Here is an 18,708-nt window from a genome sequence, read left to right on the forward strand (position 1 = left end):
AAGGAGTCGGCCCTCGAAGGTGATCTCGGCGGTCAGGAGGGCGGCTCCGTCCCTGCGGGGCAGGCATTCCGGCTAGCGGGATGACGGGGGCCCGGCCTGCGGGATCGGAGATGGGTGCTGCCTTCATAGTGGGATTGCATGCTGCCCTAGAAGACTTCCGTACTGCGCGGCGGAATCCTGAGAGGAGCCGTAGCCGGAGGGTAGGGGAGCCATGGCGGCGACGACCCTTTCCACTGGGCCCGCCTCAGCATGGTTCGAGATCGCGACTCGCTTTTGACGGGGAGAGGTCGCCATGAGGGGGAGAGCGCCTGGGGAGTGAGGCCCAGGGCTTCGCACGGTAGGAGGGAGACATGTGCAACAAGAGCCCACTTGGGGAGTTTCTGAGGGCGAGGCGGCGGCTCACGAGCCCTGCCACAGCAGGGGTGCCACACGTTGACTACCGTCGTAGAACGCCAGGGTTGCGGCGCGATGAGGTGGCGATGTTGGCCGGCCTCAGCATCGGCTACTACACGCGGTTGGAACAGGGCAAACAGCGCTGCCCGTCGGAGCAGGTGATCGGTGCCCTGGCGCGGGTCTTCTGTCTTGACACGGACGCCACCGCGCATCTCTACGAGCTCGCACACCCCCGCGCGCGCATCCGAGAGTCCACCCATCGGCCCATCGATCCCGACGTGGTGCGACTGATGGAGCGATGGACACACGCGCCGGCTTTCGTGGTGAACCACCGCTGGGACGTCTTGGTGCGCAACCGGTTGTCCACCGCCTTGTGGGAGGGGTACGAGTACGTGGACAACCTGATGCGCTTTACCTTCCTCAATCCGGAGTCGCGCGAGTTCTATCTCGAGTGGGAGAAGGAAGCAGCCTTCAAGGTGGCCCATCTACGCGCCACGACGGTAGCGGTCCACCACGACGCCTTCCTGCGCGATCTCATCGCTGAACTCTCAGGCAACAGCGAGGACTTCCGCCGGCTCTGGGCACGCCATGACGTATGCATCACCGCGCGGGAACCCAAGCGCCTGCATCATCGGAGAGTCGGCGACCTGATCCTCTGGTGCCAGATGTTCTCCATTGAGGGCGCTCCCGGCCATCTCATTTTCGTCTCCCAGGCTGAGCCCGGCTCCCCGTCAGAGCACGCGCTCGCCAGGATGGCCGGCATGGGCCGCGGCCCGCGCCACATCACGTTCTGCCACTAGACACGTGGCCGCACTTCGACGACGACCCTGATGGAATCATGCGTTCGAGACCATCCGTCTCAGCAGGCGTCGGCAACATGGCGGGCGCGCCGAAGGCCGCCGCGACGGCGATCGAGGTTACGGGACTGGCATAACGCGGTTACGGCAGGGCGTGCGTAGACCCCAGCCGAGCGATCCTCACGATGACTCCTCCACCGCGCCGACTTTCGCGGAAACCGATGCACGGGGACGCGGGGTGGGCGGTGACGCGACGGCCACCGCCCACACGTCGGAGTCCTACTGGAGGAGCTCCTTCATCGTCGCGATCTCCGCAGACTGGCTGGAGATGATCGAGCCGGCCAGTTGCTTGGCCGGTTCGTAGACGCCGTTGCTCTGCTCGTCCTTGGCCATCGTGATGGCGCCCTCGTGATGCTGGATCATCATGGTGAGGAACGCCTTGTCGAAGGCGGCCCCGGAGAGCGTGCCGAGCTTCTTCATGTCCTCGTCGGACATCATGCCGGGCATGCCGTGGTCCATGGACATGCCATCGGTGCGAGGCACCTGCATTCCCCAACTCGTGAGCCAGCCGCTCATGGTCTGGATCTCCGGGTCCTGCGCCGCTTCGATCTGGGCGGCCAACTTCCTGACCTCGGGGCTTGCGGCTTTGGTGTCGGCCAGCTTGGCCATTTTCACTGCCTGACGGTGGTGCGGGATCATCATCTGGGTGAACATGACGTCGCTATCGTTGTGCTCTGCTTCGGCGCCCACTGTGGTCGCGGGCGGGGCTGATGAGGTGGCCGGCGTTGATGACATCGCGGACATGTCATGAGTGCTGATATCCGTGGCGCTACAGGCCGTGACCAGCAGCCCGGCCGCCACCAATCCGGCCGAGCCCAGGACGAGACGGTTCATAGAAGGACAACCTCCGTGCTTGTGATCTGTTGTGAGCCGCAGGCGGTCGAGGGAGACCGCCGTGCACCTGTCACAGCCGGAGCACGGAGAGTTGCGCGAGCGTGGGACCTCGTGGGCGCATCAGGACTGGATGACGGAGAGCCTGTCCACGTGATCGGACGGCCGGCTGCTCCCACCTATGGCCCGACGCCGCAGTCATGAGAAGCAGCACTGCTCCGGCGAGCAGAAAGGCGAGACAAACCTGACCGCCCCCATGGCCGTCGTGCGGTGCAGGGCTGCCGCCGTCATGCTGTGCGCCGGGCGACATCGGCATCGGCAGCGCATGATCGTGACCAAGATCCGCAAAGACGCTCGGGGCGGCGACGGGCCCCGGCGATGGCTGCAAGCCATGCATGGCGAACAGTCCGCAAACTACGGCGGCAAGCATGAGGAGCCCACCCAACGAGTGTGCGAGCATGCGAGCGGGCCTGGTCACGTTGTCACAGTATCGACGCGTTCGCCTGAATCCTGCCACGCCGCCCCAACGAAGGAGTCATCGCTGACTATCGAATTTGGTCAGTCTGAGTGCGCTCTGGCAGCCGGTCGGACCAAATGCGTGACGCAGTGACAACCAGGCTGCTGCGCTCGATCAGCTCCGCCGCCGCGCCGGTGCTGTCCAGCACCGGCGCTCCCTGGCCTCGGTGAACAACGTCACCAGGCGGCCCGGCACGACCGTGCTTCCGGGGATCATGCCGCGGTGACCTCGGCGCCGCCGGCCAGCAGCGGCCCTGCGGATGTCTCGCCGCCGCCTCGCCAGAGGCCGTACGCCGCGACAGCGGCGCCCAGGGCCATCACGCAGACGCTCGCGACCTCGAGGACGCCGCCTGTGACGACGTTGTCTCCGACGACGCCGGCCGCGAAGAGAACGGGCGCCAAGGGCGAGGTCACGCCACGGCGCACCAGGGCGATCAGCACCAGCAGCATGGAGAGCATCCCCAAGAACACGTAGTAGGTCACCGGCACAGCCCAGAGCCCTGGGCCCTGGAAGCGCTCCACGACGAATTCCTCCATCGCCGTCTGGTTCAGACCGGATGCCCCGGTCTCGACCAGAATCAGGTGGAACATCGCGAATGCGCCGGAGCACGGGACTGCGGGCACCAGCAGGGCCCACCCGATCCGCCCCGCGACGCTGCCTCGCATGATGGGCCCCAGACCGGCGAGGGCGAGCCCGAGCAGGGCCGCGGCGCCGAGCGCGATCAGACCACCGGCGGTGAGCCGGCCGCTGCCCTCGGCGATGGCCGCGATCGAGGTGGTTTCGTCCAGGTCACCGAAAACCGACTCCGCGACCGCGACGCACAGCCACGATCCGACCAGCGCCAACGCGGTGACCCGGAGCGACGGCACCTGACCCGCGCCCTCGCCGGGCCGGAACGGGGGTAAGGGCTTGAGGAGTTTCATGAGGGTACTCCGGTAGTTCGGGAATGGTGCGGCCACGCTAGGTCGCCGCCGGCCGCCGGTGCGTCCGCCGTGACGGACCTTTCGCCTCATCCATATGGAGTAGGCCGCCGCTACCGAGGGCATGATCCGCTGGAGGCCGCCCCGCATTACAGTTCGCCCATGCGCAATCCGTTGTCGCGGCGCCGGTGGGTCTTCGACCTCTTCCTCGCAGTGCTGGCCGCGGCTGCGTCGATCGCCCAGCTCGTCATACCGAACAACGACGGCTACTTCGGCGGACCGATGTGGCTCAACGTGGTCGTCTCCCTGCTGAGGACGGTCCCCCTGGCCGTACGCCGGGTCTGGCCTGTCCCTGTCGCGGTCGTCGTGTTCACGTCGGACATCCTCGCGAGCCTGTCCGTTCCCCACACCTCCACCTTCTGGGGCACGGTGCTGCCGATGGCAATCGCGATGTACTCGGCGGCACGCTGGAGCGACGCGCGACGGTCACTGCTGATACTGCCGCTCCCGGTGGCCGCCTTCGCGCTGTACCCGATCCACATGCGGAGCTTCGGAGGGTGGGAAGACATCCTCTTCCCGCTGATGATCCTGTGGCCGACTTTCATCGCGGGGTACCTGATCAACCGGCTCCTGCGGCAGCGTCACGACCTCAAGGAAGCACTGCGCCAGCTTGCCGAGCAGCGCGACGCGCACAGCCGCCACATCGTGCTGGAGGAGCGGACCCGGATCGCCCGTGAGATGCACGACGTGCTCGCGCACGGCGTGACCGTCATGGTGGTACAGACGGGCGCTGCGCGGATGGAGCTCGACGAGTCCGCGACCGCGGCGCGCGAGTCGCTTCTCGCGGTGGAGGCCACCGGGCGGCAGGTCATCGCCGAGCTGCGCCGGACGCTCAACCTGCTGCGACTGGCCGACGACCTCCCCCCGTCCGGGCATCCCTCGCCCGGTCTGGCGGACCTGCCGGAACTCGTCGCGTCGATGCGCAAGGCCGGCCTGACGGTGGACCTGCACCTTCCCAAGCATGTCGAAGCCGATCCGGGGCGGGAGCTGGCGGTCTACCGGGTCGTCCAGGAGGCCCTGACCAACTCGCTGCGGCATGCCGGCCGTACCCGAGTGCACGTACGCATCGCCGCCGACCCGCACCTGGAGGTCGAGGTGGCCGATGCAGGCCCGCGCCACGGAGACGGGCGCGGATCCAGGCTCGGAGGCGGCCACGGACTGATCGGCATGAAGGAGCGGGTCACGATGTACGGCGGTCGGCTGCTGGCGGAACCACGCGGATCAGGATTCGTCGTGCACGCCGCCTTTCCACCCGCGGAGCGTGTGCATTGATCCGCGTGCTGGTGGCCGACGACCAGGCGCTGGTGCGTGCCGGTTTCCGCTCCATCCTGGAGAAGCAGCCGGACATCGACGTGGTGGGCGAGGCCGGGGACGGGGTCGAGGCCGTGTACATGGCCCGAACCCTGCGGCCGGACCTGGTGTTGATGGACATTCGGATGCCCCGGCAGGACGGGCTTTCGGCCACGGAGGAACTGATGGCCTCCGAGGCGCCTCCCCGCATCGTCGTGCTCACCACCTTCGACGCGGACGAGTACGTCTACGCCGCGTTGCGCGTCGGGGCCACCGGATTCCTGCTCAAGGACATCTCACCTGAGGACCTGGTCGCCGCTGTCCGCAATGCCATGTCAGGGGACGCGATGCTCTCCCCGCGGATCACCCGGCGCCTGATCGAATCCTTCGTGGGGAGCCCGCCGCCGGCCGGCGGGGTCCCGGAGGCGCTGCGCGGCCTCACCGGCCGTGAGCTCGACGTGCTCCGCGAGCTGGCGACGGGGGCGACCAACGCCGAGATCGGGGTCCGGTTGTGCCTGGCCGAGACGACGGTCAAAACCCACCTGGCTCATGTGTTCGCCAAGCTACAGGTGCGGGACCGGGTGCAGGCCGTCGTGCTGGCCTACGAAAGCGGGCTGGTCCGTCCTTCCGCGTGACCTCCCGGATTCGTCCCGGAAAGCAGGACGCCGATCCCGGAGGCCGGGATACGGGAGGTGATGACCACGGGATGGCCGGACGCCGAGCCTGGAGGGGTCGTTCGAACCCTCAGGAGGTTTCAGGTGTCCGCCACCACCACAACAGCCGTCGACCGGGTCAGTGGGCACGGGAGGAGTCTCGCGGCGTACGGGACCGCGCTGCTGATCGCCGTCGACGCGGTCGTCTCCACGGTCGGATCGGAGACCATCTCCGACCACTCCTCGGGGGCCGGCCGGCTCTCCGAGGCGCTTGTCGGGATCGCCTTCCTGACGGCCGCGGTCGCCTTGGTCCTCTTCCTGCCGCGCGGTGTGCCGGCTCGCGTGACTTCGCTGCCGGGCATCGCCGCGACGGCGCTGACCGGGGTCGCGATGCTCAGCGTCACCGTGACCGGTGAGGAGTGGCCGGAGCCGATCGTCACCGTCCTGGTGCTCGTCAATCTGGTCGGGCTCGTCGCCCAGGGCGTCATCGGGTGGCGCACGCGGGTGTGGCCCTGGTGGGCGGGGCTGCTGGTGTCGCTGTTCCTGCCGGCCATGTTCTTCCTGCCGAACCCGGTGAACTCCGTCGTGATGGCGTTGATCTGGGCCGGGGTCGGGCTGGCCGGGCGACGGTCGTGACGATCCGGCCGTTTTGCCAGCGGTACCACCGCCAGCAATGATCGCCTCCGTGTCCACGGAAACCGCCGCACCGACTCGCCGTCCGCCACGCCCTTGGTGGTGTACGGCGGTGTGGTGGTTCGGCGTCGCCGCGACCGCCCTCTTCCTGGTCAGTGTCCCCGTCGCCTTCGAGCGGATGCGTGTGCCCTGCGACGGGGCCACCTGCCCGGCGGGCACGATCTCCTCCACCCAGGCGCACGCCCTGACCGCCCTGGGCCTGACCCCGAGCGGTTACGCCCTCTATCTGATCGTGCTCGTGACGTTGCTCGCCGGAATCTACCTGGCGGTGGCCGGGCTGCTGCTCCGGCTGGCCGGGCGACGGGTGTCCGCCGCCTATGCGGCGGCCGTGCTGGTCGCCGTCGGGGTGACGTTCCCGCAGACGCTGCCCGAGCTCGCGGCCACCGATCCGTTCTGGTCGGGCGCGGTGGACGTCGTGGAGCGGCTGAGTTTTGTGGTGTTCGTCTGCTGGGCGTTGTCGTTTCCGGACGGTCGTTACCGGCCGCGGTGGACGGCGGCGGTGGCGCCCGCGCTCCTCGTCTACGAGGGGCTCGGGCTGTTCGGGTTCGATCCGGAAACCGGCGGCCTGGTCGACCTCGCCCTGACACTCGCTCTGGTCGTGTTCGTCGTCGCGGTTCAGACACACCGCTACCGGCATTCCGGCGAGTCGTCCGAGCGGCGACAGATCCGCTGGGTGGCCGGGAGCATCGCCGGCGCCTTGATCGGGCTGGTGCTCGCATCGGTGGCGCAAGGGCCGCTTCAGATCAGGCCGGGCAGCCTGGCCGACCTGATCGTCCAGGGCGGGATCGTGCTCGCTTTCACGCTGATTCCGGTGAGCATCGCCGCCTCCGTGTTACGTCGAGGGCTGTGGGACGTCCGGGCGTCGGTCGGCCGCGCGGTGACCTACGGCGCTCTCACGCTGGCGGTCACGATCTGCTACGCGACTCTCGTCGCGGCGGTGACCGCGATCTCTTCGTTCGACGGCACGGGGGTGGCCATCGCGGGCGCGGGGCTCGTCGCCATCGTCGTGCACCCCGGGTATGTACGGCTCCGCCGGGCGGTGAACCGTCTGCTCTACGGCGAGCGGGACGACCCCTCCGCGGTGCTGGACGAATTGGCGGACCGCATCGCCTCGGCGGCAGAGCCGACCGTGGTGCTCACCTCGGTGGCGCAGGTGCTGGTGCGCGGCCTGCGCCTGCCGTACGCCCGGATCACCGTCGGCGGCGGACTGCTGCGCGGCGAGGCAGGGGCGCTGCCCGGCTCCTGGCCGACCGTCGACCATTCACTGACCCATCAGGGTTTGCCGGTGGGATCGCTGACGGTGGCCCTGCGTGACGGCGACGGCCCGCTGGAGGGGGCCGACGAGCGGGCACTGGCCGCCGTGGCGCGGCAGGCCGCCGTGCTGGCGCACGCCGCCCTCCTCACGCACGAACTACGTGAGTCACGACGGGCACTGGTGACGGCGCGGGAGGAGGAGCGGCGGCGGCTGCGCAACGACCTGCACGACGGACTGGGACCGGCACTCGGGGCGGTCATGCTCAAGCTGGCGGCCGCGGGTAACCGGCTGTCCGGCGATCCGGCCGGTGCCGGCCGCCTGGTCGAGGAGGCGCGGCAACAGACCCGCGCCGCGGTGGCGGACGTACGCCGGCTGGTCTACGGACTGCGGCCACCGGCGTTGGACGAGTTGGGCCTGGTCGCCGCGGTGCAATCCTTCGCGCAGGGGCTCGACCGAGACGGCACGCGGATCTCGGTGGCCGCCGTCCCGGAGTCCGCGGACTTCTCGGGACTGCCGGCGGCGATCGAGGTCGCGGCCTACCGCATCGCGCTGGAAGCGGTCACCAACACGGTGCGGCACGCCGCGGCGCATTCGTGCGCGGTCCGCGTCGCGCTCGACGCGGGGGCCTGCATCGTCACGGTCGAGGACGACGGGGTGGGCCTCCCCTCCGACGCCGCCGCGGGGGTGGGCCTCACCTCGATGCGCGAACGGGCGGCCGAGCTGGGCGGAGTCCTGCGGATCGACGTCCTTCCGGCCGGTGGCACCCGCGTGCACGCTACCCTGCCGCTGCCGGGCCGAGACGGCGAGGGGATCCAGGCTGAGGAACGGCTTGCATGGAGGAAGTGAACATCCGGGTCGCGGTCGCCGACGACCACACGCTGTTCCGGGACGGGTTGCGCGCACTGTTCGACTCGGTGCCCGACATGACCTTGGTCGGTACCGCCGCTACCGGGGACGAGGCAATCGAACTCGCCGTCATCGCTCGCCCGTCCGTCCTGCTCATGGACATCCGGATGCCGGGCATGAACGGGCTGGCCGCCACCCGGCGGGTCCGTGCCCTCGCGCCGGAAGTGGCGGTCGTCATGCTGACGATGGTCGACGATGACGAGTCGGTGTCCGCCGCGCTCCGCGAGGGCGCCTGCGGTTACGTGCTCAAGGACGCCGACCAGGAGGAGATGCTGCGGGTCGTCCGGGCAGCCGCCCGCGGCGAGTTGCTCTTCGGCGCCAGCGTCGCCCAGCACGCCCGGCAGCTGCTGGAGGCTGCGTCGCGTTCGCAGCAGCCGCCGTTCCCGCAATTGTCCGAACGGGAGCGGGCGGTGCTGGACCTGCTCGCCGCCGGCTACGAAACGGCCCGGATCGCGCAGACCCTGCACCTGAGTACCAAGACCGTGCGCAACTACCTGACCGTGATTCCGCGCCGGCTTGGGGTGCCGGATCGGGCCGCCGCCGTCGGCTTGGCGCGGCAGGCCGGGCTGGGCCGAGGACGGAACCGGCCGGCTCCGCCTATCTGAGCGGGCCGGCGTCTCCGGGCGGAATGCGGTCAGGGGGCCACCGCCTGCCGGCGGCGACCGCCTGACCTCCCCCCAACAGACCCCTCCTGTCAGGCGTGCGATGCCACCGGCGCCTCGACGGCCACATCGGCCGCCCGCCCCGGGCGGATGCCTAGCGCCAAGCCGATCAGACCGGCGGCCATCAGCACACTCACCACGAGCTTGGGCGCCACATCGGCCGTGACGAAATCGAGCACCTGACCGCCGGTGAGCGCGAGTGGCACCCACAGGGACACGAGGTCGGCTCGCCAGGCGCCGAAGGCCAGCACAAGGAGCCCGATCATGAAACCCAGGATCCAGACCGCGAACCCCGCCATCACGAACGGGTCCTTGTCGAGGGCGTCGGTGACCGGCCGGATCGCCCCCGTGCTCACGTCGCCTCCGGCGAGTGCCCCGAAGAAGGCGTTGTAGTGCCAGAGGTGGACCGTGGAGAAGTACAGCCCGGGAACCGCGAAGGCCGCGCCGACGGTGGCGACGAGGCGCTTGCGGCGGCCGACCGCCACGATCAGACCCGCCATCGACGGCAGGAGCAGCAGATGGGCCAGCGCGAAGAGGATCGTCTCGGCCCGCCAGGCGCCGAGGCCGGCGGCGGCCACGTCGACGTTCGCCGCGGTCTCCTTCACCTCATCTGGGAACATCACCCAGTAGAAGGCGTTCGCGCCGCCGTAGAGGACGCCGCTCACGGCCATCGCGATCGCCGCGAAACTCCCGCCGTACGGGCGTGTGGTCCGGTCACTCATCGAGGTCTCCCTTCGTGATCTCTTCACGACGCCGACGCTAGGAGTGCCGTGCCGTCCGGGGCGTCGGCCGGGACGTTGATCGACGGGTTGACGCCGTCGGCCGCCCGGTCCACCCAGGGGTGGACGCCCGGTCATGGAGGGCTCGGATACGCTCCGGGCCATGGCATGGGTCCGGAACCTCGGGCGGCGGGGTGATCTCGCCCTCGCCGCGGCCGGTCTTGCGCTGTTCGGCTTCGGCCTGGCCGAGCTCTACGTACCGCTCGCGCCGTACGGTGACGAGGGGTCCGATCTCACCGCGCTGCCCGGCGGCTGGATGGCCGTGCTCACCGTGCTGCTCGCCGGCTACTGCCTCGCGGTCGCGGCCTGCACGTCGTATCCGCGCACTGCGGCGGTGCTGGCCGGCGCCTGCTTCACCGCGCAGATCTTCACGCCGGTCCTTCCGATATGGCCGGTCGTGCCGCTTTTGGCGCTGCTGGGGGCCTGCTTCGGCTGCGTCGCCGTGGGCGGCCACCATGGGCCGCTCGTCGCGGGTGTCTCGTACTTCGTTTCGTACGGCATCCAGGCCACGAGATCGGGCAATCAGGACTGGGTGTTCATCGTCTTCGTCGCGTTGGCGGTCATGGGGCCGGCCTACGCCGTGCGCATGCGGCGAGCGCAGGCGGAGCGTCTCGTCGCGCTGGCGGCCGAACGGGAGGCCGCCGCGCGCGCCGACGAGCGCCTCCGGGTGGCCCGCGAACTGCATGACATTGTCTCGCACGGCGTTACCGCGATGGTGCTGCAGGCGGGCGCCGCTCAGGTCGTGCTCGGCTCCGACGCGCGGCAGGCCCGCGAGTCGCTGGACGCGGTACAGGAAGTCGGGCGCGACGTCGTCACCGAGTTGCGCCGGTTGCTCGTCGTCCTGCGCGGTGCGGAGGGCGGTCCGGAGCGGCTGCCCTCGCTACGGAACCTCGACGTGTTACTCGCCGGTGTGCGGGCCGCGGGAGGACGGGCCGAGGTCACCGTCAACGGCGACCTCGGAAAGGTGCCCGCCGCCGTCGACGTCAGCGGCTACCGGGTGGTGCAGGAGGCTCTGACGAACGCCGCCAAACATGCGCCGGGTGCCGCGGTCTCGGTCTCCATCGACGTCGGACGCACTGATCTGCGGGTGCGTGTCGTGGACGACGGCCCGGGTGTGGGCAGGCGGAGCGACGGCGGCGGCCACGGGCTGACCGGGATCAAGGAGCGTGCGGAGCTCTTCGGCGGAACGGCCACCACAGGATCGCGGGGCGGCGGCGGATTCGAGGTGTGCGTCGACCTGCCACTTGACGCGAACGCTCCATCGCTGTCGGGGACAGGAGCACCGGCGTGACGCGCATCCTGATCGCCGACGACGAGGCGCTCGTGCGCGGCGGCCTGCGGATGATCCTGGGCGCGCAGCCCGACATCGACGTGGTCGCGGAGGCCGTGGACGGTGAGGAGGCGGCGCGGCTCACGGCGCGGTACCAACCGGACGTCGTGCTGATGGACATCCACATGCCGCGGCTCGACGGCCTGGCGGCGACGGAGCGGATTCTCGCGGACCGCCCCGACCGCCGGATCGTCATGCTGACCACGTTCGACCTCGATGAGTACGTCTACCGATCGTTGCGTGCCGGCGCATGCGGATTCCTGCTCAAGACCACTCCGCCCAAGGACCTCGCGAGCGCCCTGCACGCCGCCGCCCGCGGAGACGCCCTCCTGTCGCCGGGGATCACGCGCCGTCTGATCGACCACTACACCGCGACGGCCCCGCCGGTCAGCGTGCCGGGACTGGCGGATCTGACCGGCAGGGAGACCGAAGTGCTGTGCCTGATGGCCGGGGGACTGTCCAACCGCGAGATCGCGCAGGAACTCTTTCTCGGTGAGGCGACGGTGAAGACGCACGTCAACCGCATCTTCGCCAAGCTGCGGGTCCGAGACCGGGTACAGGCGGTGGTGCTCGCCTACGAAGCCGGCGTGGTACGCCCCCGCCGCGAGCCGCGCAGCTCGCCATGACGGGTCGAAGGCCGGGTGTGGCCGGCGACGACGATCAGGGCGTACTCCTGTCGGAGTACGCCCTGTGGTCGCTCGTCGTGGTCGTCCGGCAGTGCGCCGACGGCTGTCCGGCGGCGCTCCCCCTCAGCCGGTGACCGCCGACGGCGACCCGACCTGGTCTGCCCGGTGAACCGGGGAGACCAGCAGCCGTGCCACCATCACGAACGGCGGAAGCAGGAGCAGGTTCGCCAGAGACAGGGTCGGTGACAGGCTTCCGGCGAACATGGTCACGATCAGCCACGCCGGCACACATGCGAAGGCCCACCACGGGACCACTCCGGCTCGCGCGTACCCGAGGACGACGAGCAGCGGGCCGAGAAGCTGGCCGACGACCATGACGATCAGGGTGGCGTCTTCCATCCCCGTGCCGCCTGCGCCGTCCAGGATCGAAAGCGCGAGGTCACCGGCTGGTCGATGGTGCGCGGCGATGGCGTTCAGTTCGACGTAGGCGGCCTGGTGCATGGCCCAGCCCAGGGCCCCGATGACCGCGACGGCACCCGTGATGAACGCCCAGCGCTCGCGGATCTGGCGCAGCCCCTCGACGAGGCCCAGCATCGCGGCAAGCCATGCCGGTGCGGTGACGACGACGAGCCAGCCGAAGATCTCCCAGACGCCCCGCGCCTCCGCGATCGCCGTCAACGTGCCCTCCGGTGAGCCGGATTCGTCACGCGACTCCACCAGCAGGCGGGTGAACTCCGTGGCGGTGAACAGCACCGGTGCGGCCACAAGGCATCCGGCGAGAACCTTCCGGATCATTTCTGATCTCCCTCAGACGATGGTCGGACAGGGGAAGTCTCGTTTTCGTTCGGCGTCGCGCGCGTCCGCCCACGGTGCCCGTCCGGCGACGCGGGAGATCGCACCCGTCGTCCCCAGGTGCCACGACGATGAGACCTCGGGAGGACGTGGTCGATAAGTACAGGTTGGTAGCATCCCGCTGTGCGAGTGAGCCGATCCGATCTTGGTCTGGCCGGGCTCCTGGCGGTCGGCTCGGTCGTCTCGCTGCTGTCAGCGGACGCTCCGGCGGTCACCCTCGTCGCCCAGCCGGCCGCCGCGCTCTCCCTGGCCTTGCGCCGCGTCAACCCGTTCGTTCCCGCCGTGGCCACCCTGGCGGCGACGCTGGTCGTCTTCGCGGTCGTCGGCGAGGGCCCCGGCGACGTCTTCTACCTGGCGATCTGGATCGTGGGCGGTTACGCCTGCGGGGCGTACCTGCCGTTACGGCAGGCCGTGGCCGCTCTCGGGCTCTGGTGGGTCACGCTCGTCGTCTCGGCGTCGTCGCTCGGGCTCGGCTGGGGCGACGTCGCCTTCATGGGCATCCTGACCTTCGGCGCCTGGGGTCCGGGAGTCGCGGCGCGCCGGAGCGAGGAGGCGAGACGCGCGGCCGCCGACCTCGCCGAGTTGCGGGAGAGGCAGGCGGAGCGCGCCGTGGCGGACGAGCGGGCCAGGATCGCGCGGGAGTTGCACGACGTGGTCGCGCACGCGATCGGGATCATGGTGGTGCATGCGGGAGCCGCTCAGGAACTGCTGGCTCAGGACCCGGATCGCGCTCGCGAGGCCCTCGACACGGTTCAGGACACCGGGCAGGACGCGGTCACGGAGTTGCGGCGGATGCTCGGACTGCTCCGTGAGACCGAGGCGTCGGCGGCCGCGCCGCTGCCCAGGCTCGCCCAGCTCGACGGGCTGGTGACGGGAATGCGTGCAGCGGGCCTGTCCGTCGACGTCGAGCGACTGGGCGACCTCTCCGACGTCTCGCCCGCGCTGGACCTCACGGCCTATCGGATCGTGCAGGAGGCTCTGACGAACGCGATGAAGCACGCACCAGGCGCTTCGGTGCGGCTCAGGCTCCGGCGTACTCCCGATGACCTGGAGATCTCCGTGGTGAACACGATGTCTTCACCGGAGGGCCGACGATCGTCGATGGGCACAGGAAGCGGACTGATCGGGCTGCGCGAGCGGGTCTCCTTCTTCGGTGGCCGGTTCGACGCCGGGAGCGACCCGACGGGAGCGTTCCGGGTCACCGCCTCGCTTCCCCTGGCGAGCCAAGGACCTGCGATGGCCGAGAGGCAGCCGATATGACCGCCGCCTCGCGGCTGAGGGTGGTGATCGCCGACGACGAGGCGTTGTTCCGCAGCGGGCTCAAAATGATCGTCGAAGCCCAGCCGGACCTGACGGTCGTGGCCGAGGCGGAAGACGGCCGAGAGGCGATCGAGGCGGTCCAGCGCCACAACCCGGACGTGCTGCTGATGGACATCCAGATGCCGATCCTCGATGGGATCGCCGCGCTCGCGGAGCTCCGCCGGCGGGGATGCGGCACCAAGGTGCTGGTCCTCACCACGTTCGACCTGGACAGGTACGTCTACGACGCGCTTCGCTCGGGCGCGAGCGGATTCCTGCTCAAGACCACCCGTCCGGCCAGACTGGTCGAGGCGGTGCGCGCCATCGCGGCCGGCGACGCGCTGCTGGACCCCCTGCTCACCCGGCGGCTCGTCGAGGAGTGGGTGGCGCGGCCGCGGCCGGATGCGGCCGATCCGCGGCTGGCCGCCCTCACCGATCGCGAACGCGAGGTGCTCACCCTGATCGGCCGGGGATTGTCCAACGCGGAGATCGCTCGCGATCTTCATCTGGGTGAGTCGACGGTCAAGACGCACGTCGGCCGCACGCTGGCCAAGACGGGCAGCCGCGACCGGGTTCAGGCCGTCATCCTGGCGTTCGAGTGCGGCCTCGTGGCGCCGGGCGGCTCTCCGTGACAGCGCCCGCGCCCCCAAGCGGAGCAGACCTGTCCTTCACGCGACACCGCCCGATGCCGGCCCCGTGCCGAGACCGGCGTCACGGGCGCGGGCGACGGCCTCGGCTCGGGAGGACACGTCGAGCTTGCTCAAGATCGCGCTGACGTGGTTCTGCACGGTCTTCACCGACAGGAACAGCGCGCGGGCGATCTCAGGGTTGGAGCGGCCTCGGGCGACATGGTCGAGTATCTCGGTCTCGCGTCCGGAGAGCTGGGCGAACGGGCGATCGGTGGTCGTCCTCAGCGCGGCCCTCGCCACCATCGCACCGACCCTGCCGCTCAACACGACGTCACCTTCCGCGACGGCGGCGAGTGCCCGGGCGATCCCCGCCGGCCCCGAGGACTTCAGCAGGTAGCCGCGCACGCCGGCCCGCAGCGCCCGCAACACCGCCTCCTCATCGGCGTGCATGGTCAGCGCCATCACCGCCACACCGGGCTGCCGTTCGATCAGCTCGGCCGCGGCGCCCGCGCCGTCCAGCACGGGCATGTCCAGGTCGACGACGGCCACGTCGGCTTCGATTCGTGCCGCCAGCTCAAGCAGTTCGGCCCCGTTCGAGGCGACGCCCACGACCTCGATGCCGTCGACGGTCTCGAGCATGGTGCGCAGTCCCTCGAGGAAGATCGGGTGGTCGTCGGCGAGCAGCACCCTCACGGTCATTCCCGCACCCCCGGCAGTACGCACCGCACCAGCATCCCGCTGCCGGGACCCGGCTCGATCTGGAGCACTCCCCCGAGTGCCTCGGCCCTTTCATGCATCGAGCGCAGCCCCACGGCGCCGGGCCGTACGGGTTCGGTTGCCGGGCCTGCGCCGTCGTCGCTGATCTCCATGGTCAGTTCGCCGCCGTGCGCCGCGATCCGCACCTGTGCCGTGGTGCCGCCGCTGTGCCGTTCGGCGTTGCGGAGCGCCTCCATGACGATCCGGTGGGCGGCCGTCTCGATGGCGGGATCCATTGCCGGCAACCTATCTGGAGCCTCCAGGGTCACGGCGAGCCGGCCGGCCCAGCCGTCGATCTGGTCGCGGAGCGCGGCGACCAGCCCTCGCTCGACGAGCGCCGTGGGCCGCAGATCGGCGACGATGCGTTGCACTTCGGCGAGTGCCTCCTCCAGATCGGCGGCGGCCGCCGCGAGTACCTCCTCCGCGCGTTCCACCTGCGGGCGTACGAGCAGGTTGCGAGCGGCGGCGATCCGCATCCCGGCCGCGCCGAGCAGGGGGCCGAGGCCGTCGTGCAGGTCGCGCTGGAGCCGGCCGCGCTCCTCGGTGCGGATGAGGGTGAGTCGTTCGTGGCTGCGCCGCAGGGCGGAGTCGAGCCCGGCGGCGTGGACCACGACGCCGAGATGCCCGGCGAGGTCCGAGAGCAGCCGATGGTCCGCCGGGGACAGCGGTTCGGCCGGATGTCGCCGGGCGGCTACCAGGTTCCCGGCGGTCTCACCGGACACCTGCAGGGGAATCCGGGCGCCGTCCGCCCCGGTCACCGGGGCTCCGGCCGCCGCGGCGACGGAGCCGTTGGGCAGTTCGACGGCGACGTACGGCAGGCGCAACGACCCGGCGAGTTCGTCCACCACCCGGGCGAGCAGCGGCTCGCGCGTCGACTCGAGCAGTCTGCCGAGCGTGCGCACCACCTGGTGCGGATCGCGGCGGTCGCCGAAGAGCATCCGGTCGAGCGCGGCTTGCAGGATCGTGCGCAGCGGGAGCGCGACGACCGCGATCAGGGCGGTGACCAGCACCTCTGGCAGCAGGTCGGAGCCGGGCAGGGCGGCGTCGAGGCCCAGGACGAGTCCGATGTAGGCGGTGAGCAGGACGGCGGTGAGCACCGTGTAGAGCAAGGTCCGCCGGAGCACCAGTCCGAGGTCCCACAGGCGGTATCGCAGCACGGCGACCGCGATGGCGCCCGGCAGCAGAACGAGTGCGAGCGCCTCTGCGATCCAGGCCGTGCCGAGCAGCGCGGTGGCGGCCGTAACAGGGGCGATGACCGCCGCGGCGGCGGCCACCCAGCGGATCTGCTGACGCTCGACCTGGCCACTGCGGATGTAGCGCACGACGAGGGCGACGGCGCCGAGCAGGAAGGCGGCCTGGAGCAGCGCGAAGAACGGAGTGATCAGCGGGAGGAGCGGCTGCAGTGCGGATATCCCGAACGGGTTGGGTTCGCCGCCGACGGTGCCGTCTCCGCCTGGCAGGAACGCGACGAGCAGCGCGAGGCAGACGGCGAGTGCCGCGAGGACCCGCTCCCCGCGCCGCCACCATGGTCCGAGTGGAGTGCCGGCGGGGAAGCGCAGCATGAGGGCGACGACACCGACCGGGATGGTGAGCCACAGCCAGGTCGGCAGCCAGAAGAAGAACGGCCCGACCGGCCCCAGATGGCGATGATGGCCGAGCGTCACCGACGCGGTCACGGCGTAGAACGCGCCGCCGCCGATGCCCGTCGCGATCAGCACCGGAGCGAGCGGATGGCGCCGCCGGCGGGCGAGCACGATCCCGGTGCCGCCGAGCAGGCCGAGGGCGACGGCGTAGAGGCCGACCGTGGCGCGGTCGCGCAGGATGCCCCCGCCGGGGAGGACCCACAGGCACAGCGACAGCCACACGAGTAGGACGGACTGTGCCACGAGCGCGGCGAGTGCGGCACGTCTGCGGATCATCTGAACCTCTCGGACAGGCGCGTCGTCGGCGATGGCCGGCCGCGACAGGCTAGCCGCGACCGGCCGGCGGGTGAACTCAGGTGGTCACGGGCACGTCCGTCCCGGGGGCCGACGGCGTAGGGATTCGCAGTCCGGCCGCTCCGCTCCACAACAGCGCGGCGCCGGTGAGCGCGATGAGGGCGGGAGGGAAGACGAAGGCGACCGCCGCGACGATCAGCATGATCGCGGCCGGCTTCGGGAGGACCCGCGAGCGCAGGCCGCTGATCCCCAGCGCGAGTATGCCCGCCGTCAGCAGCGCCATCGTCCCGTACAGCCCGGCTCCGCCCATCTCACCGGCCAGTTCGGGGCTCTTCGAGTGCGCCAGCCAGGGCAGAACGGTGCCGATGTACCACTGGGACACGACCCCTCCGGCGGCTCCGGCCGTCGCGAGAAGTGCGGCGGTACGACCGAGTCGCCGCCCGGTGAAGCCGGTGTGGGTGACGAGCGCGGGGACGGCGACGAGCATGCCGCAGAACCCGAGTAGCACCAGATGGGCCGAGACGGAGTGCGCGGTTCCCGCGGCGATCTCGGGGAACGGCCGGCTGTCGAACACGCTCAGGAACTCGAACGGCGCGGCGAGCAGCAACGGGAGGCCGGCGAACACCAGCAGGGGCCGGCCCAGGCCGTGCAGCGCGGAAGGGTCGGATGGAACGGAAGCGACGGCGGTCATGGCCTACCTTCTCGGGGACTCCGGGTCAGCGGGGTCGACGTCGCCCCGCAGGAGCCAGTGTTCGGCGCCCGGCCTCCCAAGGGCCTGAGGCCGTTCTCCCTCTCCGGCCGGGACCCGATCTGTCCCCGTCGCCGGGAAACGGATTCCCGGCGACGTCGGGAATCGCGCCGATGTGCCGGGAACGCCGGATGAGCAGCATCAAGCGCATGAACATCCCCTACATCCGAGCCGGAGCCATCGCCGCGATCATCGGCGGAATCGCCGCGGCGCTCCTCGGTCTCCTCCACCTTCTCTCCCTGTACGGCGCCGCCGAGACGACGGCCTACATCGCCCGCGGTCTGCTCCTCGCCTTCACGATCGTCGTGCTGGCGAGGATCGCCGCGCGGCCCCTCGCGACGGTGGGGGCGGTCCTCGCCGTGACGGGGGCGCTGCTGCAGGTCGCCATGATCGTGTCGGCCGAGACCGGGATCGCCGTCGACTTCGAAGGCCCCCTCATGCCGGTCTCGCTTCTCGGCCTGCTCGTCGGTCAGATCCTCCTCGGCATCGCGCATTTCCGGGCCAGGGCCCTGCCCGTGTGGGTGAGCGCTGCCATCGCTCTCGGAATCCTGCTGACCGTCGTCCCCATGGTGGGTGAGATCCTCTACGGCGCGCTCTTCGCGGCCATCGGTCTGTCCATGTACGGCAAAGCCACGGCCGAGGTTGTCCCCGCCCACTGATCACCACGAAGATGGCGAATCCCCCGCCTCAGCGGGGGCATTCGCGTGCGAGAGGA

Annotated in this window: 20 protein-coding genes; 12 read left to right on the forward strand and 8 right to left on the reverse strand. The window is 70.4% G+C overall.

What is annotated here, in order from left to right; translation table 11 throughout:
- Positions 1–350 precede the first annotated feature (350 nt).
- Positions 351–1,193 (forward strand): helix-turn-helix transcriptional regulator, encoded by an 843-nt coding sequence (locus tag Pth03_RS30690; protein ID WP_203947918.1) that lies wholly within the window; start codon positions 351–353, stop codon positions 1,191–1,193.
- A gap of 276 nt (positions 1,194–1,469) precedes the next feature.
- On the opposite strand, the gene Pth03_RS30695 is transcribed toward Pth03_RS30690, so the two are convergent.
- The 3 genes from Pth03_RS30695 to Pth03_RS30700 form a co-directional block, all read right to left on the reverse strand.
- Positions 1,470–2,084 carry a DUF305 domain-containing protein gene (locus Pth03_RS30695; protein ID WP_203947919.1) on the reverse strand — a complete coding sequence of 205 codons (615 nt, stop codon included), beginning with the start codon at positions 2,082–2,084 and terminating at the stop codon, positions 1,470–1,472.
- A gap of 70 nt (positions 2,085–2,154) precedes the next feature.
- Positions 2,155–2,541 (reverse strand): DUF6153 family protein, encoded by a 387-nt coding sequence (locus tag Pth03_RS42625; RefSeq protein ID WP_373318622.1) that lies wholly within the window; start codon positions 2,539–2,541, stop codon positions 2,155–2,157.
- Between the two features lie 269 nt (positions 2,542–2,810).
- Positions 2,811–3,521: a hypothetical protein gene (locus tag Pth03_RS30700; RefSeq protein ID WP_203947920.1), complete on the reverse strand. Its 711-nt coding sequence runs from the start codon at positions 3,519–3,521 to the stop codon at positions 2,811–2,813.
- A gap of 159 nt (positions 3,522–3,680) precedes the next feature.
- Here Pth03_RS30700 and Pth03_RS30705 point away from each other — a divergent pair, with 159 nt between their 5' ends.
- The 5 genes from Pth03_RS30705 (at position 3,681) to Pth03_RS30725 (ending at position 8,980) form a co-directional block, all read left to right on the forward strand.
- Complete coding sequence (locus tag Pth03_RS30705; RefSeq protein ID WP_203947921.1) at positions 3,681–4,850, forward strand: sensor histidine kinase; 1,170 nt, start codon at positions 3,681–3,683, stop codon at positions 4,848–4,850.
- Complete coding sequence (locus Pth03_RS30710) at positions 4,847–5,503, forward strand: response regulator (RefSeq protein WP_203947922.1); 657 nt, start codon at positions 4,847–4,849, stop codon at positions 5,501–5,503. The genes Pth03_RS30705 and Pth03_RS30710 overlap by 4 nt, the downstream gene beginning before the upstream one ends.
- Before the next feature lie 123 nt (positions 5,504–5,626).
- Positions 5,627–6,157 (forward strand): hypothetical protein, encoded by a 531-nt coding sequence (locus Pth03_RS30715; RefSeq protein WP_203947923.1) that lies wholly within the window; start codon positions 5,627–5,629, stop codon positions 6,155–6,157.
- Positions 6,158–6,206: 49 nt separating this feature from the next.
- Positions 6,207–8,315, forward strand: a complete 2,109-nt coding sequence (locus Pth03_RS30720; protein WP_203947924.1) for a sensor histidine kinase — start codon at positions 6,207–6,209, stop codon at positions 8,313–8,315.
- Positions 8,303–8,980 (forward strand): response regulator transcription factor, encoded by a 678-nt coding sequence (locus tag Pth03_RS30725; protein WP_203947925.1) that lies wholly within the window; start codon positions 8,303–8,305, stop codon positions 8,978–8,980. The genes Pth03_RS30720 and Pth03_RS30725 overlap by 13 nt, the downstream gene beginning before the upstream one ends.
- An 89-nt stretch (positions 8,981–9,069) precedes the next feature.
- Here the strand turns inward: Pth03_RS30725 and Pth03_RS30730 are convergent, their stop codons facing one another.
- The gene (locus Pth03_RS30730; protein WP_203947926.1) at positions 9,070–9,759 is read right to left on the reverse strand and encodes a hypothetical protein; all 690 of its coding nucleotides are present in this window, start codon (positions 9,757–9,759) and stop codon (positions 9,070–9,072) included.
- Positions 9,760–9,919: 160 nt separating this feature from the next.
- On the opposite strand from Pth03_RS30730, the gene Pth03_RS30735 reads away from it, so the two are divergent.
- From Pth03_RS30735 to Pth03_RS30745, 3 genes are read left to right on the forward strand one after another with little or no spacing between them, the layout of a single operon-like run.
- Positions 9,920–11,107, forward strand: coding sequence for a sensor histidine kinase (locus Pth03_RS30735; protein ID WP_203947927.1), 1,188 nt, complete (start codon positions 9,920–9,922; stop codon positions 11,105–11,107).
- The gene (locus tag Pth03_RS30740) at positions 11,104–11,772 is read left to right on the forward strand and encodes a response regulator (RefSeq protein ID WP_203947928.1); all 669 of its coding nucleotides are present in this window, start codon (positions 11,104–11,106) and stop codon (positions 11,770–11,772) included. The genes Pth03_RS30735 and Pth03_RS30740 overlap by 4 nt, the downstream gene beginning before the upstream one ends.
- Positions 11,769–11,906, forward strand: a complete 138-nt coding sequence (locus tag Pth03_RS30745) for a hypothetical protein (RefSeq protein ID WP_203947929.1) — start codon at positions 11,769–11,771, stop codon at positions 11,904–11,906. The genes Pth03_RS30740 and Pth03_RS30745 overlap by 4 nt, the downstream gene beginning before the upstream one ends.
- Here the strand turns inward: Pth03_RS30745 and Pth03_RS30750 are convergent.
- A complete protein-coding gene (locus Pth03_RS30750; protein ID WP_203947930.1) occupies positions 11,896–12,567 on the reverse strand; it encodes a hypothetical protein in 672 nt (223 codons plus the stop codon). The genes Pth03_RS30745 and Pth03_RS30750 overlap by 11 nt on opposite strands.
- A 180-nt stretch (positions 12,568–12,747) precedes the next feature.
- Between Pth03_RS30750 and Pth03_RS30755 the strand changes: the two genes are divergently transcribed.
- On the forward strand, positions 12,748–13,884 hold the full coding sequence (locus tag Pth03_RS30755) for a sensor histidine kinase (protein WP_203947931.1): 1,137 nt from the start codon (positions 12,748–12,750) through the stop codon (positions 13,882–13,884).
- A complete protein-coding gene (locus Pth03_RS30760; protein ID WP_203947932.1) occupies positions 13,881–14,555 on the forward strand; it encodes a response regulator in 675 nt (224 codons plus the stop codon). The genes Pth03_RS30755 and Pth03_RS30760 overlap by 4 nt, the downstream gene beginning before the upstream one ends.
- Before the next feature lie 36 nt (positions 14,556–14,591).
- Here Pth03_RS30760 and Pth03_RS30765 read toward each other — a convergent pair whose 3' ends face one another.
- From Pth03_RS30765 to Pth03_RS30775, 3 genes are all read right to left on the reverse strand, one after another.
- Positions 14,592–15,251 (reverse strand): response regulator, encoded by a 660-nt coding sequence (locus Pth03_RS30765; RefSeq protein WP_203947933.1) that lies wholly within the window; start codon positions 15,249–15,251, stop codon positions 14,592–14,594.
- Positions 15,248–17,227, reverse strand: a complete 1,980-nt coding sequence (locus Pth03_RS30770) for a histidine kinase (protein ID WP_203947934.1) — start codon at positions 17,225–17,227, stop codon at positions 15,248–15,250. Before Pth03_RS30770 ends, Pth03_RS30765 begins: the two co-directional genes overlap by 4 nt.
- Positions 17,228–17,303: 76 nt before the next feature.
- Entirely contained in the window at positions 17,304–17,936 is a 633-nt protein-coding gene (locus Pth03_RS30775; RefSeq protein WP_203947935.1) for a hypothetical protein, read from the reverse strand.
- 188 nt (positions 17,937–18,124) lie between these two features.
- Between Pth03_RS30775 and Pth03_RS30780 the strand changes: the two genes are divergently transcribed.
- The gene (locus tag Pth03_RS30780) at positions 18,125–18,652 is read left to right on the forward strand and encodes a hypothetical protein (RefSeq protein ID WP_203947936.1); all 528 of its coding nucleotides are present in this window, start codon (positions 18,125–18,127) and stop codon (positions 18,650–18,652) included.
- The last annotated feature ends 56 nt before the right edge of the window (positions 18,653–18,708 follow it).

Origin of the sequence: Planotetraspora thailandica, assembly GCF_016863335.1 — a bacterium.
Taxonomy (GTDB): domain Bacteria; phylum Actinomycetota; class Actinomycetes; order Streptosporangiales; family Streptosporangiaceae; genus Planotetraspora; species Planotetraspora thailandica.

Excerpts from the sequence above, each read along its gene's own strand:
- Pth03_RS30690 (WP_203947918.1), top strand. The coding sequence starts at position 351 with ATGTGCAACAAGAGCCCACTTGGGGAGTTTCTGAGGGCGAGGCGGCGG.
- Pth03_RS30695 (WP_203947919.1), bottom strand. The coding sequence starts at position 2,084 with ATGAACCGTCTCGTCCTGGGCTCGGCCGGATTGGTGGCGGCCGGGCTG.
- Pth03_RS42625 (WP_373318622.1), bottom strand. The coding sequence starts at position 2,541 with ATGCTCGCACACTCGTTGGGTGGGCTCCTCATGCTTGCCGCCGTAGTT.
- Pth03_RS30700 (WP_203947920.1), bottom strand. The coding sequence starts at position 3,521 with ATGAAACTCCTCAAGCCCTTACCCCCGTTCCGGCCCGGCGAGGGCGCG.
- Pth03_RS30705 (WP_203947921.1), top strand. The coding sequence starts at position 3,681 with ATGCGCAATCCGTTGTCGCGGCGCCGGTGGGTCTTCGACCTCTTCCTC.
- Pth03_RS30725 (WP_203947925.1), top strand. The coding sequence starts at position 8,303 with ATGGAGGAAGTGAACATCCGGGTCGCGGTCGCCGACGACCACACGCTG.
- Pth03_RS30730 (WP_203947926.1), bottom strand. The coding sequence starts at position 9,759 with ATGAGTGACCGGACCACACGCCCGTACGGCGGGAGTTTCGCGGCGATC.
- Pth03_RS30735 (WP_203947927.1), top strand. The coding sequence starts at position 9,920 with ATGGCATGGGTCCGGAACCTCGGGCGGCGGGGTGATCTCGCCCTCGCC.
- Pth03_RS30745 (WP_203947929.1), top strand. The coding sequence starts at position 11,769 with ATGACGGGTCGAAGGCCGGGTGTGGCCGGCGACGACGATCAGGGCGTA.
- Pth03_RS30750 (WP_203947930.1), bottom strand. The coding sequence starts at position 12,567 with ATGATCCGGAAGGTTCTCGCCGGATGCCTTGTGGCCGCACCGGTGCTG.
- Pth03_RS30760 (WP_203947932.1), top strand. The coding sequence starts at position 13,881 with ATGACCGCCGCCTCGCGGCTGAGGGTGGTGATCGCCGACGACGAGGCG.
- Pth03_RS30765 (WP_203947933.1), bottom strand. The coding sequence starts at position 15,251 with ATGACCGTGAGGGTGCTGCTCGCCGACGACCACCCGATCTTCCTCGAG.
- Pth03_RS30770 (WP_203947934.1), bottom strand. The coding sequence starts at position 17,227 with ATGATCCGCAGACGTGCCGCACTCGCCGCGCTCGTGGCACAGTCCGTC.
- Pth03_RS30775 (WP_203947935.1), bottom strand. The coding sequence starts at position 17,936 with ATGACCGCCGTCGCTTCCGTTCCATCCGACCCTTCCGCGCTGCACGGC.
- Pth03_RS30780 (WP_203947936.1), top strand. The coding sequence starts at position 18,125 with ATGAGCAGCATCAAGCGCATGAACATCCCCTACATCCGAGCCGGAGCC.